The organism is uncultured Traorella sp. (genome assembly GCF_944327115.1).
Taxonomy (GTDB): domain Bacteria; phylum Bacillota_I; class Bacilli_A; order Erysipelotrichales; family Erysipelotrichaceae; genus Traorella.
Map to the genome: position 1 here is coordinate 1 of NZ_CALVGS010000060.1, position 18,993 is coordinate 18,993.

Here is an 18,993-nt window from a genome sequence, read left to right on the forward strand (position 1 = left end):
TCCTGAATCTCTTGATACTTTCCTTCATAGCCTGCATTTGGAATAACGATATCTATCTTGCCAAAATGTTCATAGGCACGATCGATCCAGTTTTTTACCTGTTCTTCCTGGGTTACATCAACAACTGAGGTAAACAATTTATCTTTTGGAATATCCAAGGTAGGAACAAAAGCATCCAGCTTTTTCTGGCTCGTTGAAGAAATCGCCAATTTACATCCTTCACTGGCAAAGGCACGGCACAATGCCTGTCCGATGCCGCCTGTTGAACCGTTGATCAAGACAACCTTATCCGTTAATTTTAAATCCATACAAAACCATCCTTTCTTATGCTTTAAAAGTTTATCTTCACTAACAATTAAATTTTATCACCCGTCCATAAACGTGTAAAGTAAGATGATTCTGGACATCTATGAAAAAAATCCACATACCTGTGGATTCATTCCATGAATACTTCAGACATTTAAGCTCATTCGCTCTCTTTTTCTTCCCTTTTCTTCTCCTCAATAACTTCAAACATAAGATTTGCCTGCTGCTTATTGACCTGCTTTGCCAGCATCAGGACCCGGATCGTCAATTCCTTCTGTCCAAAGTATATCGTCAGAATATCATTTTCTTTGACTTCACTGCTTGGTTTCGCAATACGTCCATTGATCAATACACGCTGATTATCTGCCAATTCTTTACCGATTGCACGTCTTTTTGATATTCTTGCTACTTTCAGATATTTATCTAAACGCATAATCCACCTCTAGATAAGTTTATCAGTTTATGAATAAAATTACAATTGGTATTTAATTGACAAAAAAGCTGTAAAAGCTTCTACTTTAGGAAAATCTGTCTGTGCTGAAGAAATGATGACAAAGCTTCCCTGCCAGTATCCTTCTATGACGATCGGATAGATGACCCCATTGACCTCATTGACATCACTTACAAATATTTTTTCATTTTTAAATGGAGTGATACGATATACCTGACATTTGCTTATAAACTTTGGATTTACATCTTCTTCGATACCCAATGCTGCCTGATGGATAAAATATACTTTTGTTTTATAGATGTCCTGGAGCGTTTCACATATCTTTAAAATGTCATTTTCTTTTGAGCTTAACGTATCAAATTTTTCTAATATGATTTTTTCATTCTCGATATAAAATTCAATAGAATCTCCCTCTTTCAAATGATATTGTTTCCTTATCTCTTTTGGAATCACTAATCTTCCAAGATCATCCAGTCTTCTTACGATACCTGTAGCTTTCATCTTCATGCCTCCATAACTGATGTCATGCTAGTAGTATCGGCAATTTGTTGGAATCTATACACAAAGCAAAAGAATTATGCTTTCAATGCTTCTTTGCTTCTTTCTATGACCTCAATAACCTTTTCTAACCATTGATTTCTCTTAGGTATCTTAAATTTCATCTTGGAATTACTGTAACGGACAACGATTTCTCTTGAAATAGAAGTAATGATCTCAAAAAGCTTTACACCATCCATCTTATCTGAATAAGATTTTGTGAAGATCAATTCAACTTCCTTCGGATATTCCTTAAATGACTCTACACCTTCTTCATTTACTAAAATATCCAATCGTCTTTTTTCAAACAAATACTGGACTTCTTTTGGCAGCTTACCAAAGTTATCTTTCGTTTCTTCCATCATCGTCAATAATTCCTCTTTAGTCTGAATCTTATCAATATTCTGATAGAAGGTAATTTTCTCATAATCCTCATCACTGAAATGTTTCGGAATATAGGCATCCACCGATACATTCGTCTTGATGATTTCTTTCGGTTCTTCTTTTTTGATACCTTTTTCTTCACTGATTGCCTCATTCAACATTTCAATGTACATATCCATACCTACGGTATCAATGAATCCGGCCTGCTTATCACCTAACATATCACCGGCTCCACGTATCGTCAAATCACGCATGGCTATCTTATAACCGCTTCCTAAGGTCGCAAACTCTTTGATGGCCTTTAAACGTTTTTGGGCTACTTCACTGAGCTGTTTATTCGGTTTATAGAAGAGATAAGCATAAGCCAGACGATCACTTCGTCCAACACGGCCTTTGATCTGATACAGCTGACTTAAACCAAACGTGTCGGCATTTTCAATAATGATCGTATTGGCATTCGGTATATCAATTCCGGTTTCAATGATCGTCGTACATACCAGGACCTTAAACTCATTGTTGATGAAACGGACCATGACATCTTCAATTGATTCCTTATCCATCTTTCCATGCACGACACCTACATCCACATCCAGATCTTTACGGATCTTGTTTGCGACAGAATAAATATTGTTCACATTGTTGTAAAGATAGAAGACCTGACCGTCACGGGCTAATTCACGCTGGATGATCTCATTGATCATACGCGGATTTTTTTCAAGCACATAGGTTTGGACGCTTTGACGGTTTTTTGGCGGTGTTTCCAATTGGGATAAGCCACGCACTCCGATCAGTGACATCTGAAGCGTACGCGGGATCGGCGTTGCGGATAAAGATAGCACATCGATACTGCTTTTTAATTCCTTGATCCTTTCTTTGTGCTGGACACCAAAACGCTGTTCCTCATCAATGATCAAAAAGCCCAGATCCTTAAAAACGACATCCTTGCTTAAGATACGATGTGTTCCGATCAGTATATCAACTTTGCCCTCTTTTAGATCCCTGAGAATCCGCGTCTGTTCCTTTGGCGTCACAAAACGATTCAATACTTCGATATTGACCGCTTCATTTTGGAAACGATGTTTGAACACTTTATAATGCTGCTGGCTCAAGATCGTTGTCGGACATAGAAAGGCCACCTGTTTTTGATCGCTTACAGCCTTATAAGCACCACGTATGGCCACTTCTGTTTTCCCAAAACCAACATCGCCACACAACAGACGATCCATCGGCTTACCGGATTCCATATCTCTTTTCATCTCTGCGACAGCCTGTTTTTGATCATCAGTGAGCTCATATTCAAATTCATCTTCAAAACGTTTCTGATCTTCACTGTCCTTTGAAAAAGCAAAACCGATATTTTCTTCACGCAATGAATATAAGGCCACCAGGCGCTGTGCCAGCTCTTTGATATCCTCACTGATCTTCTTTTTCGTATTCTGCCATTCCTTGCTTCCAAGCTTATTCAGCTTCGGAACAGCTCCCTCTTTTGAGATAAACTTACGCACTAAGCGGAACTGTTCCAAAGGAACAAATAAGACATCATCATTACGGAAGATGATCTGCAGATAATCTTTATGTAATCCATTAAATTCACGCGTCACGATACCATTATACATACCGATACCATGCTGCTGATGGACGACATAATCCCCTTTCTGCAGCTGTTCATAACTTGTCAGGGCCTGTGCTTTATTAAATTTATTCGTATGCCGGCCAATGATCCTGCGCTCATTAAACAATTCTTTTGAAGAATAGGCGATGACATGTTCTTTGGTACATGAAAAACCTTCATATAAATCTTTCTTGACAATAAACAGCCCTCGTTTCAAAGGTTCTTTTTCATCAAGAACAACCGCCTTTTCATGCATGTTTTTTAATGTTTCACAAACAAGTGTACTTTCAGTTTCATTTAAACATAAAAGTACCGTATTCTCTTTCGCTTCTTCAATGATCCTTTTTAGTTTCAATTCTAAAGACAGATCCGCCATATCCAGCTGTTGGATACCGCTGATGATATAGCTGTGCATATCCACAAATGACTGAAATTCAACAACCTTCTTTGAACCCAAAGCTTTCTGAAGCGAGGCAAATAAAGAATAGATCGGTAACGCCCTGCCCTCTTTGACCAACTCCTGTACATAGGCAATCGTTTCTTCCTGAATACGCTTGATCTTTTCTTCTACATCATCAATGCTGCTTAAATAAATGGTCGCATCAAAATAATCCTTGATCGTCGTTTCATGGGAACACAAGGCATAATAACGATAATAATGATTTTCTTTGACATGATTCATCAAACCGTCAAAATCCGCATTGATCGTTTCATCCAACGTTTGATTGATCAATTCACTATGATCCCTCTTTGCTTTTTCCAGTTTTTCATTTCCGCTGGCAATGATCTGCGCAATATCATCATCACTGAATAATAGATCACTGGCAGGTATGATCTTCACTTCATCAACAAGTGAGATCGTGCGCTGCGTCACAACATCGAAATAACGAATGCTTTCGATTTCATTATCAAAAAACTCAATACGTATAGGATCATTCTGATTCATCGAAAAGACATCAATGATACCTCCACGATGCGCATAGGTCAAAGGCTGATCCACTCTGGCCGTCATCTCATACCCGGCATAAAAAAGACGCTCTTTCAGCTCATCCATCGAAATTGTCTGATTCACTTTCAGATGAAGCGAGCACTGTCGGAAAAAATCAACACTTGGCAGATAACGAATCAGTCCGGCTGCATGCGTGATCACGATATCTGCTTCCCCTTCCAGCATCGCATTCATCGTTTCTAATTGAACAGCCTTGCTTTCCGGAGAAGAAGCGATGGCTTCGACGCGCAAAGAATCCTCCACGCTGAAAAGCAGCACTTTGGCTGAGGTAAGGGGGATCAATCTGTCCATCAGTTTTTGTGCTGTATATTGGTTGCTTTTTACGATCAGCATTCTTTTTTTCTTCTGCTCATAAGTGGCCGCAATCAGCAGTGCTTCCTCGATCGGATTGAGATTCCCGATCTCATTGCCATCACGAAGCAAGACCTCTACTGCAGGGTTATGCGCCAGCTTTTCTAATATCCGCTTCAATTGTACTCTCCCATGACACGTTCAAACGGTTTTGATATAAAATCCACAGCTGCACGGCTCGCCCTTTGCAACGCATCCTCAAAAAGCGTCTGATCCTCTTTCGCTATCTTTCCAAGTACATAATCCTTTGTATCAATGAGCTTATTGTTGCCGATACCGATCCGAATACGCTTAAATTCCTGTGTTCCTAAATGAGCTATGATATTTTTTAAGCCATTCTGTCCGCCGCTGCTTCCTTTCATACGCAAACGAATCTTCCCGATAGGCAGATCCAGATCATCTACCAAAACACAGATATTCTCAATCGGAATATCATAAAAACGTACACAGGCACCTACAGCTTCTCCTGAAAGATTCATATAGGTCTGCGGCTTCATCAATATGACCTTTTCACCATTCACAAAACCAGTCGCTAATTCAGCCTTAAACTTTTTTGTATCAAAACGCAGGTTACATGCTTCCGCAACCTTATCAATACACATAAAACCTGCATTATGGCGTGTTTTTTCATATTCTTTCCCCGGATTTCCAAGTCCAACGATCAACTTCATCCGATCACCCCTTTCAACAACAAATCAATCAATACCCCGCTCATGACCGCAACGATACCGATATATAAAACGATCAGCCAGTTTTCTTTCATATTTTTATTATTCTTAAACAACACGGCCAATCCTACTCCGGCACCGCTGCACAAACCGGCAATCATGCTGCCAAATGTCAAAGCGTCCAACATATACAACTGAACCATCAAGATCGAAATAGCACAATTTGGAATAAAACCAACGATCGTTGCGATCACCGGCTGTAAATAAGGATGGACAGCCAATAAGGCACTTAACCGATCTTCACCAATAAAGTAAATGATGATTCCTAAGATTACATTGATCAAAAAGATAAAGAAGACCGTCTTTGCCGTCTTATTCAAAGCATTCACGAAACTATTCGATGAACAGTTACACAAGCCCTCAACTTCAATCTCAAAATCATCCTCATCATTCACCTGCTTATGTATCACAAAGTCAATCAGATAACCTGCAATTAAAGCAATCACGATCTTACAGATCAAAAATAAACCTAATTGACGATACTCACCTGGATTTGAAAGAAACATCGGCAGAGCTTCATCACTGGTCGATATGAAACAAGCAACCAGAGTACCGACACTGATGCCATTTTGCGCATACAGGCTGGCTGCGATCACACTAAAGCCACACTGTGGAATACAGCCCAACAATGCACCAAACAAAGGTCCCAAATGCTTCAGAAATAAAAAGTTCAACTTATATACAGAAGACTTCTTTTCAATAAAATCAAGCACAAGATAAGACAAATATAAAAACGGTACTATTTTTAATGTATCAATAAGTGCATCTAACAGAACATCTACCATAATTTCCTCCAACTGTCCTTATATTATAATCGTTTTTTTGCCGATTTCAAATTATATTCTAAAAAACTCAAAGAAAAGCTGAATCTTCATCCAGCCTTTCTTAACTCATTTTCAAATATTTTAATTATCATTTCCAACCGTTCAAGCAAAGATGCATCAAAACGATAATACACCTCATACTCATGATCGATCAGAATACGCAATATATTCTCTTTATAATAATAAAGATCAAATGATTCTTCATCTTCATTATCATAATGAATCGTCATGATTATATCATCATTTACAGAAACTTGATCAATTTGTTCATAATCAGCACTTGTGATCATCTGACGTGCTTCTTGCCGATATGACATCACAATATCATAAATGGCTTCATCACTCACTCCTTCATGATCATCTTCATAAAACCATTGATCACAAACATTCACTAAATCAGAAATCAGAACTTTCATATACACAACTGACATCATAAGATCCACGATTCAAATCATCAATGACCTGATCCATGACCGTTTCTTTCTTAAAACAGCCACCCAGTAAAAGAAGAAACAACAAGAAAATCTTTTTCATCTTTCGATCATTTTTGTTATCGACAAATGAAAACAGCTGACCGGTATCAAAAGAATAAAAGCAACCGGAACAAACATTGACGCAAACACCGGAAAGAAACCTCCAAGAACAGCAATGACAAAAACGATGCCATAACAGAAGATCAATTCTTTCTTCTGACCTTTAAGAAAGATATCCCAATAACCAATCCCATTCTTCAACACTTTAAAGAAATGGAAATACAGGAAAAACCCACCATAAAAGATCAAACCAGCCAAAATATAGGGATTGCTGATGAGTGTTGTCATAAAGAAAGTAAATGACAACTGTGAGATGCCCGTGCCATAATCAAAAAGTCCACGATTCCATATAAAACTAATAATTATCCATATTACAGGAACCGAACATAAAGCTGCCAATAAAGATACATATAAACGCTTCTTTAGATTTGCCATTTTACCTCCTTTCCATATTTAAAGAGTCAACATATCTGCATTTCATACACTATCTTTTTTCAACAATTGATCATCTTATAAAAATCATCGATCAAAGCAAAAAGGATAATAGAATCAGGGCTACGATTGCTAATACAATATAGATCACGACCTTATCACTTTTCTTTTTAGGCTTAACTTCATCATCAAAATGTTTTACTTTTCTTGATTCCAATTCCAGCGTTTCAGCTTCTTTTCTATACAGATCTTGTATTCTTGAATTTTTAATCATATCGTTCTCTCCTTTCTATCTTATCTTCTAACTATATTTTAACCGAATTCCCTTTAAATAACAAACATAAGTGACAGAATTGATAGTATAAATTACTTTCATTTATACATGTATGATCTTTTCTTCATCTAAATCAATGATATAATCAAAATCATCATTTTTAATATTTCTATGCGTAATCATGATCACAGTTCCTTTTAATTTCAAAATATTTGAATAAAAATAATCCAAATACTTCTTATCTAAGCTATTTTCAAATTCATCATATATATTGATAAAGGATTCATTCACCAATGCCCTGCATAAAGAAATTCGTTGTAACTGTCCTCCGGAAAAATTTGATCCACTGTTGATTGCAACTGTATCAGCACCCTTTTCAAAATCATTAAACAAATCATCGATTAGATGTTCTACTCTATCATCGAAGAATAAAACATTATTCCTGATCGTATCATTGAATAATTTGGGATTTTGAAAGCTCACGGATACGAAACGATTCTTAATCAAACGACTCTCTTCACCACCTACTTGTACTTTCCCGCCTGATGGTTCCAGCAATCCACAAATAAGTTTTACTAATGTTGTCTTTCCTGTTCCATTACCCCCAATGATCGCTACTTTTGAGCCATAGGGAATCACACCATTCAATTCTTTGATAATTCTTTTATCACCATAAGAAAACGATAAATGATCAAAGGTTATATCATAATGGTTTATTTCCTTCACTTTCAAATCAACCTTTACACTGATCATATCATCCAGACGTCTGCTTGCTTCCTTGAAACGACCAACCACCGCAACATTTGATACAACCTCTTGGATGATCATAAAAAGATTTCCTGAATATAATACAAGACTTGTGATACTTCCCGGATTTATCGTTGAATGGAATACGGATAAAACTAAGATCGAAGCCGTTACGACCACCCCAAATAAACTAATCAATAAACCGTATCCCACAACCCTGAAATCATATCTTATCTTTTCTTTCTGCCATTGATCTTCGATCTTCTCATGTCTGGATAAAACATTTCCAAAAGCATTAAAAATGGAAATATTATCAATATTATTTATGATATCATAGACGGAGTCTTTTACTTTTGAAAGAGATGATAATTCCGCATTTGCACTTTTCGATAACACCTTAGAACTCTTCATTGAAAGATATACCATCATAAACGCTAATGGTAATAATACCGCCGTAATCAGCCAATCAATTTTCGCCATATAATAGATGGTGATCAACACTGTCGGCAAACTTAATGAAATCCAGGATATCAAACTACTTAATGCATTTTCAAATGTATCGGTCGCATCAACAATGCGGGTCATATACTGACTATTTTCAAAGTTACCAAAATTCGGATTCAACATCGCTAACTCAAGAGAATAAGATCTTGTATTCGATAAAAGATGTACCTTGATTGTTGCTTTTATATAAGAAGATATCAATTTAAAGATGATATAGAATAACCTTAAAACAACAAAAAGAAGAATATACTTTACAACATCATCACTCAATAAATGATCAACGACCATACCAATCACATAGGTAGGATATACACTTAAAAACGAAATAACAATATTAAATAGTATTAAAATACTTATGCTCATTCTTTCTTTTTTAAGAATCTTTTTATAACTCTTTTCTGTGTGCATACAATCCTCTTATCAATCATAAAAAGAAAAAATCTATCAACTTCTTCTTTCTATACATAAATCATTATCGTATTAATAAACCGGTCCTTCAACTTGCGCAACATAGGCAACTATCGGAAAATCAATAGAAGAAGGATCAAAGTATAACAATTTATCAAATGTTTCTTCATATGCTCCATCTTTATAGAATATTCCATAAACAACAGGTGTTTCTTCATCATCTAATATTACTTCCGGATCATATACCCACTTAAATTCATACCCGGCTTCCTTTGCTTTTACATAATAATCATCTTCAAAAACATAATCTCCGTCAGAATTATTACGCATATAGATATTTCCATCATATACAGGCTCTTTCAATATAAATTCAACCTTATCCTCTGATTCATCTTCTATTCGCTTACCATCTGCTGAAAGTTTTTTCTCCCATTCTTTTTCATCTAAATCAAATAAAACCATCGATACATTCACCGTATTATTTGATAAGACATTGATACATACATCATTATCTTCATTAACAGAAATCTCTAATTTATCTTCATCATAGACTTCATCTGACTGATAAATTTCCTGACTCTCAACATCATTCATTCTATTTTCATTTGATTCGACCTCTTTATTCTCATTTTCACAGGCTGTAAGCATCAAGATGCATAAAAATATCATTATCTTTTTCATAAACTATTCCTCTTCCGTTTTTATTATAACAGACAATAAACTTTTTATCATTCATATTTTATTTAATTATTAATATTGAAAATTAAGGATTAAGAAAACTAATCTTAATCCCCATAATCATTTATTCATAAATTTCAATTCATATTTTATTCTATTACTAAGGCATATAAACCATCAGCACAACCATTATCTATTTGTTTAGGACAAGTTACAGTAATAGTTCTCATTACTCTATTAGAATCACAATAATATACTGTGTGTTTTGTCATATATGGTGTAAAATATACTGCACCTACTTTTCCTGAAGGAACACTAAATGTCCCTGAAAAATATGTTTCAGTTGAACTTGTGCTTATATATCCTGCTGAAAAATTAGCTTCTATTTCTGCAATTATTTTTGCTCTTATGCCTGCTGTTATACTAATAGAGGCACTCCATGATGAACTAATTGTTTTCCTAGTTCCTGAAGTGATTGTAGCAGGTCCTAAATAATCTGGCGTTACCTTCACTCTTGTTCCATTAACTTGTGTATTACTATTATAAGCCGCTGTATCAGGAATTAAATCTGGAATTAACGCGAATGGAGTAATATCATATGTTGAATCAGTCGTTAGAATATCGAATGCTTCTTCAACAGAAACTTTTTCACCACTTGCAGTATAAAATTCGCTAAGTTTATTTAAGTCATTATCTTGTATATATAATTTACCGTTTTCATTAATTAAAGTATAACCATTTTTCTCTTTTTCAATAATTATGTTATTTTCATTTGCTGCATTTACTGAAACCATGTTCAACGAACAAAATGTACATAACATTAAACTAAGAACACTGATCCCTTTCATTATTTTTTTAAACATATCAATACCTCCTGTTTCTTATTTAATTTAAAACTTAATGATTTTTAAAAACCTTTTCCTTATATATCCAATTCCAGTCTTTCTAATTCTTCATAAGTTCTTTTCACTATGATTTCCTCCCCCTGTAATCTTAAAGGCTGATCGATCTTTCTTTTGTTTACGCTTACATTATAGATTGCAATTGATTTCAAAACAATTTTATTTTCACGTGATACTTTACCTTGTTATTTTGTTTAATTCCTTTATAAGGATACAAAAAAAGAAAGAAATTTGGGTATATTAAATTATCGTGGGAAATGACCCCTGCTTTAAATTTTGAGTGGGATGAAACTTTCTTCGCTTTAAATTTTAAATGGGGTTAAAAAAACTACCTCGCTTTGATAGAATTTTCTTGGTCTATTTCATTCTTATCAAAGGAGGTAGCTATGAATCATTCTATCATTCATGCTTTAAATTTAAAAGAGGAAGAAATTGATTCTATTGAGTCTATTTCTTCCTTTCATAATGAGGATTTCCTCATCACTCTGAAGCTCAAAGACCATATCTGTCCGAATTGCGGTTCCCTTACTCGTTCCATTAAGGACTATAAGATTCGCAAGCTCCATATGAAGATCTTTATTCACTTCAATTCTACTGTCTATTATAAGCGAAGACGTCTGAAATGCGAACACTGTGGAAAATCTTTTGTGGAAAACCATCCTTTCGGAAATAAACGCAAGTCGGTAGCTTCTTCCACGATCATCAATGTGCTGGATGCTTTGAAACCTTACAATTCCACGTTCTCTTCTGTTGCGTCCACTTACGGGCTCTCGGTCGGAACGGTTATCGATATCTTTGATAAACATGTCCAGATTCCAAGAAAACACTTAACAGACATCCTTTGCTGGGATGAATTCTATTTCAACCGGCGCTCACGATATAAATATGCTTTCATCATGATGGATTTCCATAAGAAGGTCATCCTCGATATCCTTGAATCCAGACATGTCCAGTATTTAAGTGCCTATTTCCGTTCCATCCCTTTGCAGGAAAGAAAAGCTGTCCGGTATATCATCATCGATATGTACCACAACTACAGGGATATTGCTTCCGTGTACTTTCCCAACGCTGCTGTCTGCATCGATCCGTTCCACGCTGCCAAAAGAGTCAATGATGCACTGAACAGCCTTAGAAAACGGATCATGCGAAGAAAGAAAGAAAACAAAGACATGCTTTCCTACAGCCTTCTGAAAAACAGATACGAACTGCTGCTGAAGAATCGAAATGAACTGGAATTTGAAAAGAAGAAAAAGGATATGATTCTGGGATATTCCATTACAGAAAGAGATCTGTTAGACCTGCTGCTTCAAATGGATGATCATCTAAAAGCGGCTTACTTTCTAAAGGAAAGATTTATTCGCTTCAATAGCAGCGACAGGAAGCGTTTTACCGACCGGAAGACAAAAGAAGAAGAGCTGAACAGGCTTTTCAAGGATATGCTCGATTCAGGCATTGAGGAAATGAAGGAATGTGCCGGGACTCTTCGCAGCTGGAAGGAAGAAATCTTAAACTCATTTGTATGGATTGATGAAAGACGTTTATCCAACGGACCTATCGAAGGCAAGAACACTTACATAAAAAAGATTATCAGCAATGCCAACGGATTCACTAATTTTGAGAGAGCAAGGAACAAGTTTCTTTATTCACAGAACCTGTATGAAACTTACTCTATCACTGAAAAGAAGACAAAAGTCAAAAGAAAAGGGGCCAAAAGAGGCACCTACAGAAAACATAAATAATCCTTAATTAATGATTGATTTTTAGAATGAAATTAGACTCCTTTAAAATTTCAGCGGGGTAAATTCACCCCGCTAATATTTAAAGGTTTTTTTATTTTTCCCCGCTATTTTTTAAAGCGCCGAAATTTGTTATGTGTTTTTAATTAACAAACATATTTTCTTTCTTGTTGGTATTAGACATACATAATTCACGTGAATTTACATATTTTCCAATAAAAATATTTTTTCTTTTTGATAGAAAAATCCTTTTTCATAATCTTTTCTTTTTTCCAACAGCTCTATCACAATATCAATGTAGAATATTGATAACTCTAAATCTTCCTGATTTTTATAATATTCATATACTTTAATTGCCTTTTCTATCAATCGATCATTTGGTACTTTATCATATTGTGCTACGATCATTTCATAAAGATTCCATAACATTTTTAATTCTCTATCTAAATGAAAATGATTCATCTTCACGATCCATCTGTTCGCATTATTTATATCTCCTAGCTTATAATAACACCAAATATATTGTAAATGATCTCTTTTATCTATTTTTCCATATTTGCATGCGATATCCATTTCATTTACTGCCTTTTCATATTGTCTTTGTTCAATATAAATACATGCAAGAGTGCTATGTACATTCATAGTATTTTTATTATTTTCTTTCTCAAAATCTAATAATTTTAATCGCATTTTATAATGATATATTGCTTTCTCAAAATTTCTATATGTTGAATAATAATTTCCTAATATCATCTCACAATCGGACACTCTTTTTAGTGAGTAATATTTTTGAAAAACATTTTTCGCATCCAATAAATATTCCGCATCGGTTTTTCTTAACCACTCATAATTATACGCAAAGCTCATGTGAAAATGAATCATGGCAATTGTCTTTTCATCATATCGTTGAAGTTTTGCCTTTTCCAAATATTCTAAACCATCTTTTGTATTTTTCTTTTTTAAAAGATAGTATCCTTTATATTCATAATAAATCTGTAGTACCTTTTGATCTTGAATTTCTCTCTTTTCAATATCATAAATCAAAGAATCAATTTCTTCTGTATTTTTATAATGAATGTTATAAATTAATTCCATTACCAGTATTTTATAATAATCATAATTTTTTTGATATCGTTTTTTATTTTCTTGAATGATTGTATAATATTTTTCATAATCTGCTTTTCGATAAAATAAATCATCCAATAAATTGTCAAACATTTCATTGATTTCAATACTGACTTCTAATACTTCATTTAAATCAATTTTAAGTACACTCAAAATGAGCTGAAGCTTTTCCTCTGTAGGAACTTCAACTCCTTTTTCATAGCGAGAAATGATCTGATGACTGATTCCAGTAATTTCGCCCAGTTCTTTTTGGCTTATTCCTTTTCTCTTACGAGAATAATGGATTAAATATGCTATTTCTTTGCTATTCATATTCTTACTCATCTGGCCATTTCTTGTTATAAGGCTCTACACACTCTTCGCAGGTATGCGTACAGTTAACTCCATCTTCCCCACACTCTTCTGTATGAACATGGGTACAGTGTCCGGGAGTACATACTACCGCTGCCAGCAATAGAGTTAATAATGCTGATAGATACTTCTTCATATTCATGATCCTCCTTGTAAATATTATAAATTCAAGTAAAATATACTACAAATTAAAATTCACGTGAATTTATTCGATTGCAACCAATCTTACATTTACGACCCCATCCATGTCTGAAAGACGCTGTAAAAGTTGTTCGATCGTTTCTAACATTTCTCCCATGTCGATGACTAATTCCAGACTTGCTCTTTTGTTGATGATGATACTTTGACTTACAGATAGAATATTGACATTGACTAATAACAAATCATTTAAGACTTCTGAAAGGATTCCTTTTTCATTTTTTAACAGTAGTGAAATAATGGCTTTTTTTCCTGTAGAATCTTCTTGTGGTGTAAATACATAGTCTTTATATTTATAGTATGTACTTCTGGAGATACCTACTTTTTTTACGGCTTTGCTAACTTCCATACCGGAATTGACCAGATTTTTCGCATCGACTACTTTTTCAAAATAATCAGGTAATATTTCTTTATCGATAATCAGATATTTTTCAATCATATTTCCTCCTAATCACCGTTTAGTGATATTTATCTTTGAATCTTATAAATACAGATGATCATTACTGAAACTTATTTTTATCATGATACGATGTTTTTTAATAAAAGACAAGTGTTTTTATATGAAAGACAATCGTATTAAGAGTGATTGATCATATGAAGTGATGCTATATGAACTATAAAAGAGAAGAGGTTTATGGTAAAATGATACATGGATTTCAAATTGTCAATTTATTCATGCTATGATATTAGAATAAATGAATATTTGGACAATGTTTTTTAAAGATCGGATCTTAGGCCATTCATGAACCAAATTATATGAAAATCATAGCTTATACTGAGATATGATTTTATAAACAGAATCTTATATTATTCTTATCAAATCATCAAATAACATTATTGATGTATATAGGATATTTAAATGCTGATTTTGTTAATGAGAAATCATAAGGGAGAATTCATGAAAACATATACCGTAGCTGTTTTAGGTGCCAGTGGTGCAGTTGGCAAAGCCATGATCCAAGCTTTAGAAGAAAGAAATTTTCCATTAAAAAGGCTCGTTCTATTGGCTAGTGAAAGAAGTGTTGGCAAAAGGATCTTATTTAAAGGGAAAGAAGTTTTCATTCAAAAAACAGATGAACATAGCTTTGATGACTGCGATATCGTTTTAGGGGCTGTTGGAAATGATCTATCGAAAAAATATGCACCTTTCATAAAAAAAGCTCATGCATTATTCATTGATAATTCAAGTGCCTTTCGACTTGAAGATGATGTGCCTTTAGTTATACCTGAAATTAATGGTACCGATATCTTACACCATCAGGGTATCATTGCCAATCCCAATTGTTCTACTATTATTGGATGCATTGCCATTTATGCTCTTCATCAGCTTTCATCGATTCAATCTATGATTGTTTCAACCTATCAGGCAGTCAGTGGTGCCGGTATTAAAGGAATGTATGAATATGAGAAACAGTTGGAAGATCTGACACAAAATAAAGAAATAAATACTGATGTTTTTCCTTATCAAATCGTATCAAATGTGATTCCTCAAATTGGTGAATTTAATGAAAATGGTTATACCGGTGAAGAGATGAAGATACAGAATGAAGGAAGAAAGATCCTACATGCACCTCAACTAAAGGTAAATTGTACCTGTGTCCGTGTGCCTGTTTTACGAAGTCATTCATTATCAATGACTTTATATTTTGAAAAAGAAATAACAGTTGGAGAAGTAAGAGAAGCATTACGCTCAGCCCAAGGCTGTCGTCTTATTGATGAGCCTTTTTATCCGATGCCTTTGGATTGTTCAAATCAGGATCTTATTTATGTAGGACGTATCCGCCGGGATCTTACTTCATCTAAAGGTATTACTTTATGGTGCTGTGGTGATCAGATACGTAAGGGAGCCGCTGTAAATGCTATTCAGATTTGTGAAAAATATATTGAATTGGAGGTATAAATGAAAGAAATAGATGTTGTATGTGGTGCTATTCAGATAGATGATAAGTTTTTGATTGCACGCCGAAGCAAGGGTGCTGATCCCGGTTTCTGGGAATTTCCCGGAGGAAAAGTTGAACAAAATGAAAGCAGGGAAGAAGCACTTATCCGTGAATTGAAAGAAGAATTAGGCGTTGATGTTGAAATCATTCAATATCTTTGCAGCATTGATGACCCGAGAGAAAATTTTGTTCTTCATGTACATGCTTTTTTATGTCACAAAAAAAAGGGTACACCTCATTTAGAAGTACATGATGAAATCAAGCTAGTGAATGCTTGTGATCTTTATGATCACAAATTTCAAAAAGCTGATCTTGAGATTTTAAATCATGTCAATAAAATAGTAAACAGATAGAAACTTCGTTATTGACCATCTGTTGAATTCCATTTTCATATTATTTTTCTTATTAAAAGTTGCATTGTTTTCATTATATCTGAATAACTAATATTTCTAGCATATAAATTCTGTGACTGATATCTTTTCCATGAATCTTTTAAATAATCAGATTCATTTAATGCCACAAGAATTTGTTCAATATTATTTAAAATTGATAACGATCCTCTACGATCCGCAGTAGCAAATACTGCTTCTTTTAGTATGTTCCAATTGGCATTTTTATGATATAAATGATAAAGCAAATGCAAATCATAAAAATCCCTTGTTCTTGTATTTCCTACATTTCTACTCATAATTGTTTCAAATTTTTCAGCCATGATCGTTTCTTGTGTATAAGCTTTAATTTTTATATGTCGATCTTCTAATAATAATGGATATAAAAATTGTACTTCTTGTGGTGTAATCACATCTCCTGTTGTTATATCAATTTTCATTGGAATTTTCATTTTCCCATAAACAGCTTGAATTGATACTCGAAAATTTTCATATTTATCTTCTTCACGAATAGGCGATACATCTATCAGCTGAAATTCAATTCCATCATTTACTTCTTTATTTAAAATTTCATTAATGATATTTTTTATATTTTCTTTTTTCATCAATAATCCTTTAATTGTTGTATCCATGTCCATCGTCGTGCGTTCTTCAATTCCAAGAATAGCAGAAATCAAAAGACCTCCTTTTAAGATAAAATTATCTTTATAAGGTGAAACTGAAAGACGTTCTATAATTCTCTCAAACATATAAATCTGAAGAATTTCCTGTGCATGAATTCCTTTTTCTTTGGCTAAGTTTCGAATAATACCTTTCAATTGCTCTGGCGTTCTCATGTTAGTACCTCGATATATATATAAATCTCTTTTTCAATATGGAATTGTTTCGCATATTCTACTATTTTTGAATAATTATGATTTTTTAAAGAAAAATATCCTTTGATACTTTGTATAAAAATTTGTGGATCTGCATCTTTTTTATTTCTTATAATATCACAGATGCATCTTTCTATATCATAAACTAGTATATTTCCTCCTTGTGGTGATGTCATTTCAATAATTCCTAGATTCCACAAAGCAGGCTTTATTCGATGAAATTCAACATTCGTCAATTTTTCTTTTAAATAAAATACATTATAGTTTTTAGGAACCGTCATAGAAATTTTTTCTGGGAAACGGTCCGATAATCCATGAAAATATAGAGCCGTTCCATATGAAAATACGCCCTTTTTACACTTTTCTTGTAATAATACAAATTCATCATTCCATTCATCTGTGAAAGAATATATTCCTCTACTTTCTCTTACTATTATCCCTTCATCAAGAAAATTTTTTAAATTTTCTCTACGTATTCCTGCGTTTGTTACATCTTTTGTATATAAATACCCATTATCTCTTACAAGAGATCTTAATTTACTTAAATCAACCATATGATCACCTCTTTTTTGTACAATTTTGATACAATTTTATCATATTGTATCAAGTTTGTACATTATTTCTTTATTACCTCCTACTATTATATATGCACGAATTTTTCAAAATTCCCACATAAAATAAAAAAAATCCTTGTTTCCACAAAGATTTTATGATTTTCCTTAATTTTTTCTATAATATTTATATCCTAAAACAGCCGAACTTAAGGCAATCAGCATAATAAGTCCCTCAGCTATCCATATATTTGATATCAATCCTCTTTGATTCAATAAAGAAGGAAGATTCATAACGAAATGGAATATTAAGGCATAAATAAAATAACGCTTTTCTTTTTTATAGACAGCCCTATAAACAATAAGTGAGCATGAAAGATGAAAAACAAGAATACTGATCCTCTCTGCTATGCACATCATACTCTCCCTTATTCCATAATTTTTCAAAGAAGTTATCATTTCTACGATAGCTGATTGCTGTACTTCATTACTCCCACTTAGCATGGCATCTAAACCCACAGAATTAAAAATCATGCCAAACATCCATGAACTCAATAAAGAGATACCAATGATCAGAATCATTTCGATGCCGCCATGTCCCAATCCATAAGTCAGGGCATCTTCTTTATGATTCTCTTTTAGAATATATTTAAAAGCAATATATCGGCTTCCTTCTTCAATCAGTGCTGCTGCCAGACAGCTGTATATGATATAAAAAAGCGTATTATTAAATAATATCTCATTTTGAAAAACCAGCTCATTGACGACACTTTCTATGACCAATACAAAAAATATATAAAAAGCGGCACCCATAAAAAAAGGTTTCATTGATAATTCTTTTTTTCTTGTCCATATGAATGCCAAAATAATTGGCAAAAGGGAACAAAATAAAGCCGTAGATCCTAAGATCACTAATGAAGATACAGGTATCATAATTTCTCCTTTTTTTCATTATATCATATTTTAGAAGCATATAATTTGTTTTTAATGAAATAGAGCGTATAGTAAAGATATAGAAACGAGGATATTATGAGTTATATAGATATTATAAAAAGCAGAAGAAGCATCTATGATCTAAACGATCAGCTTCCTATCAGTGAAAAGGTGGTCATTAATACGATCAAGCATGTAATCGTAGAATCACCCAC

22 protein-coding genes are annotated in these 18,993 nt (G+C 33.8%); 3 read left to right on the forward strand and 19 right to left on the reverse strand.

The genetic code is table 11. From position 1 onward, the window contains the following. The 13 genes from Q0K35_RS05860 to Q0K35_RS05920 form a co-directional block, all read right to left on the reverse strand. Window positions 1-308 (reverse strand): SDR family NAD(P)-dependent oxidoreductase (locus Q0K35_RS05860; RefSeq protein WP_294561739.1); only part of this gene is annotated, 308 nt, incomplete at its 3' end. A 158-nt stretch (window positions 309-466) separates the two neighbouring features. Further along, window positions 467-739: an RNA-binding S4 domain-containing protein gene (locus tag Q0K35_RS05865; RefSeq protein ID WP_294561740.1), complete on the reverse strand. Its 273-nt coding sequence runs from the start codon at window positions 737-739 to the stop codon at window positions 467-469. A 39-nt stretch (window positions 740-778) separates the two neighbouring features. Beyond that, complete coding sequence (locus Q0K35_RS05870) at window positions 779-1,258, reverse strand: AbrB/MazE/SpoVT family DNA-binding domain-containing protein (RefSeq protein ID WP_294561741.1); 480 nt, start codon at window positions 1,256-1,258, stop codon at window positions 779-781. A 74-nt stretch (window positions 1,259-1,332) separates the two neighbouring features. Then, entirely contained in the window at window positions 1,333-4,770 is a 3,438-nt protein-coding gene (gene mfd, locus Q0K35_RS05875; protein ID WP_294561742.1) for a transcription-repair coupling factor, read from the reverse strand. Then, window positions 4,767-5,321: an aminoacyl-tRNA hydrolase gene (pth, locus tag Q0K35_RS05880; protein ID WP_294561743.1), complete on the reverse strand. Its 555-nt coding sequence runs from the start codon at window positions 5,319-5,321 to the stop codon at window positions 4,767-4,769. Before pth ends, mfd begins: the two co-directional genes overlap by 4 nt. Continuing rightward, window positions 5,318-6,163: a putative manganese transporter gene (locus Q0K35_RS05885; RefSeq protein ID WP_294561744.1), complete on the reverse strand. Its 846-nt coding sequence runs from the start codon at window positions 6,161-6,163 to the stop codon at window positions 5,318-5,320. The genes pth and Q0K35_RS05885 overlap by 4 nt, the downstream gene beginning before the upstream one ends. Before the next feature lie 86 nt (window positions 6,164-6,249). Further along, a complete protein-coding gene (locus Q0K35_RS05890; protein WP_294561745.1) occupies window positions 6,250-6,618 on the reverse strand; it encodes a hypothetical protein in 369 nt (122 codons plus the stop codon). After that, a complete protein-coding gene (locus Q0K35_RS05895; protein ID WP_294561746.1) occupies window positions 6,599-6,736 on the reverse strand; it encodes a hypothetical protein in 138 nt (45 codons plus the stop codon). The genes Q0K35_RS05890 and Q0K35_RS05895 overlap by 20 nt, the downstream gene beginning before the upstream one ends. Next, window positions 6,733-7,170 carry a hypothetical protein gene (locus tag Q0K35_RS05900; RefSeq protein WP_294561747.1) on the reverse strand — a complete coding sequence of 146 codons (438 nt, stop codon included), beginning with the start codon at window positions 7,168-7,170 and terminating at the stop codon, window positions 6,733-6,735. The genes Q0K35_RS05895 and Q0K35_RS05900 overlap by 4 nt, the downstream gene beginning before the upstream one ends. A 91-nt stretch (window positions 7,171-7,261) precedes the next feature. After that, complete coding sequence (locus Q0K35_RS05905; protein ID WP_294561748.1) at window positions 7,262-7,441, reverse strand: hypothetical protein; 180 nt, start codon at window positions 7,439-7,441, stop codon at window positions 7,262-7,264. 102 nt (window positions 7,442-7,543) lie between these two features. Continuing rightward, complete coding sequence (locus tag Q0K35_RS05910) at window positions 7,544-9,100, reverse strand: ABC transporter ATP-binding protein (protein WP_294561749.1); 1,557 nt, start codon at window positions 9,098-9,100, stop codon at window positions 7,544-7,546. Between the two features lie 72 nt (window positions 9,101-9,172). Beyond that, window positions 9,173-9,781 (reverse strand): hypothetical protein, encoded by a 609-nt coding sequence (locus Q0K35_RS05915; RefSeq protein ID WP_294561750.1) that lies wholly within the window; start codon window positions 9,779-9,781, stop codon window positions 9,173-9,175. A gap of 146 nt (window positions 9,782-9,927) precedes the next feature. Beyond that, window positions 9,928-10,641 (reverse strand): hypothetical protein, encoded by a 714-nt coding sequence (locus tag Q0K35_RS05920; protein ID WP_294561751.1) that lies wholly within the window; start codon window positions 10,639-10,641, stop codon window positions 9,928-9,930. 425 nt (window positions 10,642-11,066) lie between these two features. On the opposite strand from Q0K35_RS05920, the gene Q0K35_RS05925 reads away from it, so the two are divergent. After that, complete coding sequence (locus Q0K35_RS05925; protein WP_294561752.1) at window positions 11,067-12,419, forward strand: ISL3 family transposase; 1,353 nt, start codon at window positions 11,067-11,069, stop codon at window positions 12,417-12,419. Between the two features lie 198 nt (window positions 12,420-12,617). On the opposite strand, the gene Q0K35_RS05930 is transcribed toward Q0K35_RS05925, so the two are convergent. The 3 genes from Q0K35_RS05930 to Q0K35_RS05940 all read right to left on the reverse strand — a co-directional run bounded on the left by Q0K35_RS05930 (window position 12,618) and on the right by Q0K35_RS05940 (window position 14,529). Next, window positions 12,618-13,853: a helix-turn-helix transcriptional regulator gene (locus tag Q0K35_RS05930; RefSeq protein WP_294561753.1), complete on the reverse strand. Its 1,236-nt coding sequence runs from the start codon at window positions 13,851-13,853 to the stop codon at window positions 12,618-12,620. 4 nt (window positions 13,854-13,857) lie between these two features. Further along, window positions 13,858-14,028 (reverse strand): hypothetical protein, encoded by a 171-nt coding sequence (locus Q0K35_RS05935; RefSeq protein WP_294561754.1) that lies wholly within the window; start codon window positions 14,026-14,028, stop codon window positions 13,858-13,860. 69 nt (window positions 14,029-14,097) lie between these two features. Continuing rightward, window positions 14,098-14,529, reverse strand: a complete 432-nt coding sequence (locus tag Q0K35_RS05940; RefSeq protein WP_294561755.1) for an ACT domain-containing protein — start codon at window positions 14,527-14,529, stop codon at window positions 14,098-14,100. Between the two features lie 459 nt (window positions 14,530-14,988). Between Q0K35_RS05940 and Q0K35_RS05945 the strand changes: the two genes are divergently transcribed. After that, window positions 14,989-15,990, forward strand: a complete 1,002-nt coding sequence (locus tag Q0K35_RS05945; RefSeq protein ID WP_294561756.1) for an aspartate-semialdehyde dehydrogenase — start codon at window positions 14,989-14,991, stop codon at window positions 15,988-15,990. Further along, complete coding sequence (locus tag Q0K35_RS05950) at window positions 15,991-16,383, forward strand: (deoxy)nucleoside triphosphate pyrophosphohydrolase (protein WP_294561757.1); 393 nt, start codon at window positions 15,991-15,993, stop codon at window positions 16,381-16,383. It begins immediately after the preceding gene. A 35-nt stretch (window positions 16,384-16,418) separates the two neighbouring features. Here Q0K35_RS05950 and Q0K35_RS05955 read toward each other — a convergent pair whose 3' ends face one another. From Q0K35_RS05955 to Q0K35_RS05965, 3 genes are all read right to left on the reverse strand, one after another. After that, window positions 16,419-17,255: a nucleotidyl transferase AbiEii/AbiGii toxin family protein gene (locus Q0K35_RS05955; RefSeq protein WP_294561758.1), complete on the reverse strand. Its 837-nt coding sequence runs from the start codon at window positions 17,253-17,255 to the stop codon at window positions 16,419-16,421. Beyond that, on the reverse strand, window positions 17,252-17,848 hold the full coding sequence (locus Q0K35_RS05960) for a type IV toxin-antitoxin system AbiEi family antitoxin domain-containing protein (protein ID WP_294561759.1): 597 nt from the start codon (window positions 17,846-17,848) through the stop codon (window positions 17,252-17,254). Before Q0K35_RS05960 ends, Q0K35_RS05955 begins: the two co-directional genes overlap by 4 nt. Window positions 17,849-18,013: 165 nt before the next feature. Continuing rightward, window positions 18,014-18,778 carry a YhfC family glutamic-type intramembrane protease gene (locus Q0K35_RS05965; RefSeq protein ID WP_294561760.1) on the reverse strand — a complete coding sequence of 255 codons (765 nt, stop codon included), beginning with the start codon at window positions 18,776-18,778 and terminating at the stop codon, window positions 18,014-18,016. Window positions 18,779-18,993: the final 215 nt, after the last annotated feature.

Excerpts from the sequence above, each read along its gene's own strand:
- Q0K35_RS05930 (WP_294561753.1), bottom strand. The coding sequence starts at position 13,853 with ATGAATAGCAAAGAAATAGCATATTTAATCCATTATTCTCGTAAGAGA.
- Q0K35_RS05960 (WP_294561759.1), bottom strand. The coding sequence starts at position 17,848 with ATGGTTGATTTAAGTAAATTAAGATCTCTTGTAAGAGATAATGGGTAT.
- Q0K35_RS05865 (WP_294561740.1), bottom strand. The coding sequence starts at position 739 with ATGCGTTTAGATAAATATCTGAAAGTAGCAAGAATATCAAAAAGACGT.
- Q0K35_RS05925 (WP_294561752.1), top strand. The coding sequence starts at position 11,067 with ATGAATCATTCTATCATTCATGCTTTAAATTTAAAAGAGGAAGAAATT.
- Q0K35_RS05895 (WP_294561746.1), bottom strand. The coding sequence starts at position 6,736 with ATGAAAAAGATTTTCTTGTTGTTTCTTCTTTTACTGGGTGGCTGTTTT.
- Q0K35_RS05935 (WP_294561754.1), bottom strand. The coding sequence starts at position 14,028 with ATGAAGAAGTATCTATCAGCATTATTAACTCTATTGCTGGCAGCGGTA.
- Q0K35_RS05900 (WP_294561747.1), bottom strand. The coding sequence starts at position 7,170 with ATGGCAAATCTAAAGAAGCGTTTATATGTATCTTTATTGGCAGCTTTA.
- Q0K35_RS05885 (WP_294561744.1), bottom strand. The coding sequence starts at position 6,163 with ATGGTAGATGTTCTGTTAGATGCACTTATTGATACATTAAAAATAGTA.
- Q0K35_RS05965 (WP_294561760.1), bottom strand. The coding sequence starts at position 18,778 with ATGATACCTGTATCTTCATTAGTGATCTTAGGATCTACGGCTTTATTT.
- Q0K35_RS05870 (WP_294561741.1), bottom strand. The coding sequence starts at position 1,258 with ATGAAAGCTACAGGTATCGTAAGAAGACTGGATGATCTTGGAAGATTA.
- Q0K35_RS05915 (WP_294561750.1), bottom strand. The coding sequence starts at position 9,781 with ATGAAAAAGATAATGATATTTTTATGCATCTTGATGCTTACAGCCTGT.
- Q0K35_RS05950 (WP_294561757.1), top strand. The coding sequence starts at position 15,991 with ATGAAAGAAATAGATGTTGTATGTGGTGCTATTCAGATAGATGATAAG.
- Q0K35_RS05910 (WP_294561749.1), bottom strand. The coding sequence starts at position 9,100 with ATGCACACAGAAAAGAGTTATAAAAAGATTCTTAAAAAAGAAAGAATG.
- Q0K35_RS05890 (WP_294561745.1), bottom strand. The coding sequence starts at position 6,618 with ATGAAAGTTCTGATTTCTGATTTAGTGAATGTTTGTGATCAATGGTTT.
- Q0K35_RS05955 (WP_294561758.1), bottom strand. The coding sequence starts at position 17,255 with ATGAGAACGCCAGAGCAATTGAAAGGTATTATTCGAAACTTAGCCAAA.
- Q0K35_RS05905 (WP_294561748.1), bottom strand. The coding sequence starts at position 7,441 with ATGATTAAAAATTCAAGAATACAAGATCTGTATAGAAAAGAAGCTGAA.
- Q0K35_RS05920 (WP_294561751.1), bottom strand. The coding sequence starts at position 10,641 with ATGTTTAAAAAAATAATGAAAGGGATCAGTGTTCTTAGTTTAATGTTA.
- Q0K35_RS05940 (WP_294561755.1), bottom strand. The coding sequence starts at position 14,529 with ATGATTGAAAAATATCTGATTATCGATAAAGAAATATTACCTGATTAT.
- pth (WP_294561743.1), bottom strand. The coding sequence starts at position 5,321 with ATGAAGTTGATCGTTGGACTTGGAAATCCGGGGAAAGAATATGAAAAA.
- Q0K35_RS05945 (WP_294561756.1), top strand. The coding sequence starts at position 14,989 with ATGAAAACATATACCGTAGCTGTTTTAGGTGCCAGTGGTGCAGTTGGC.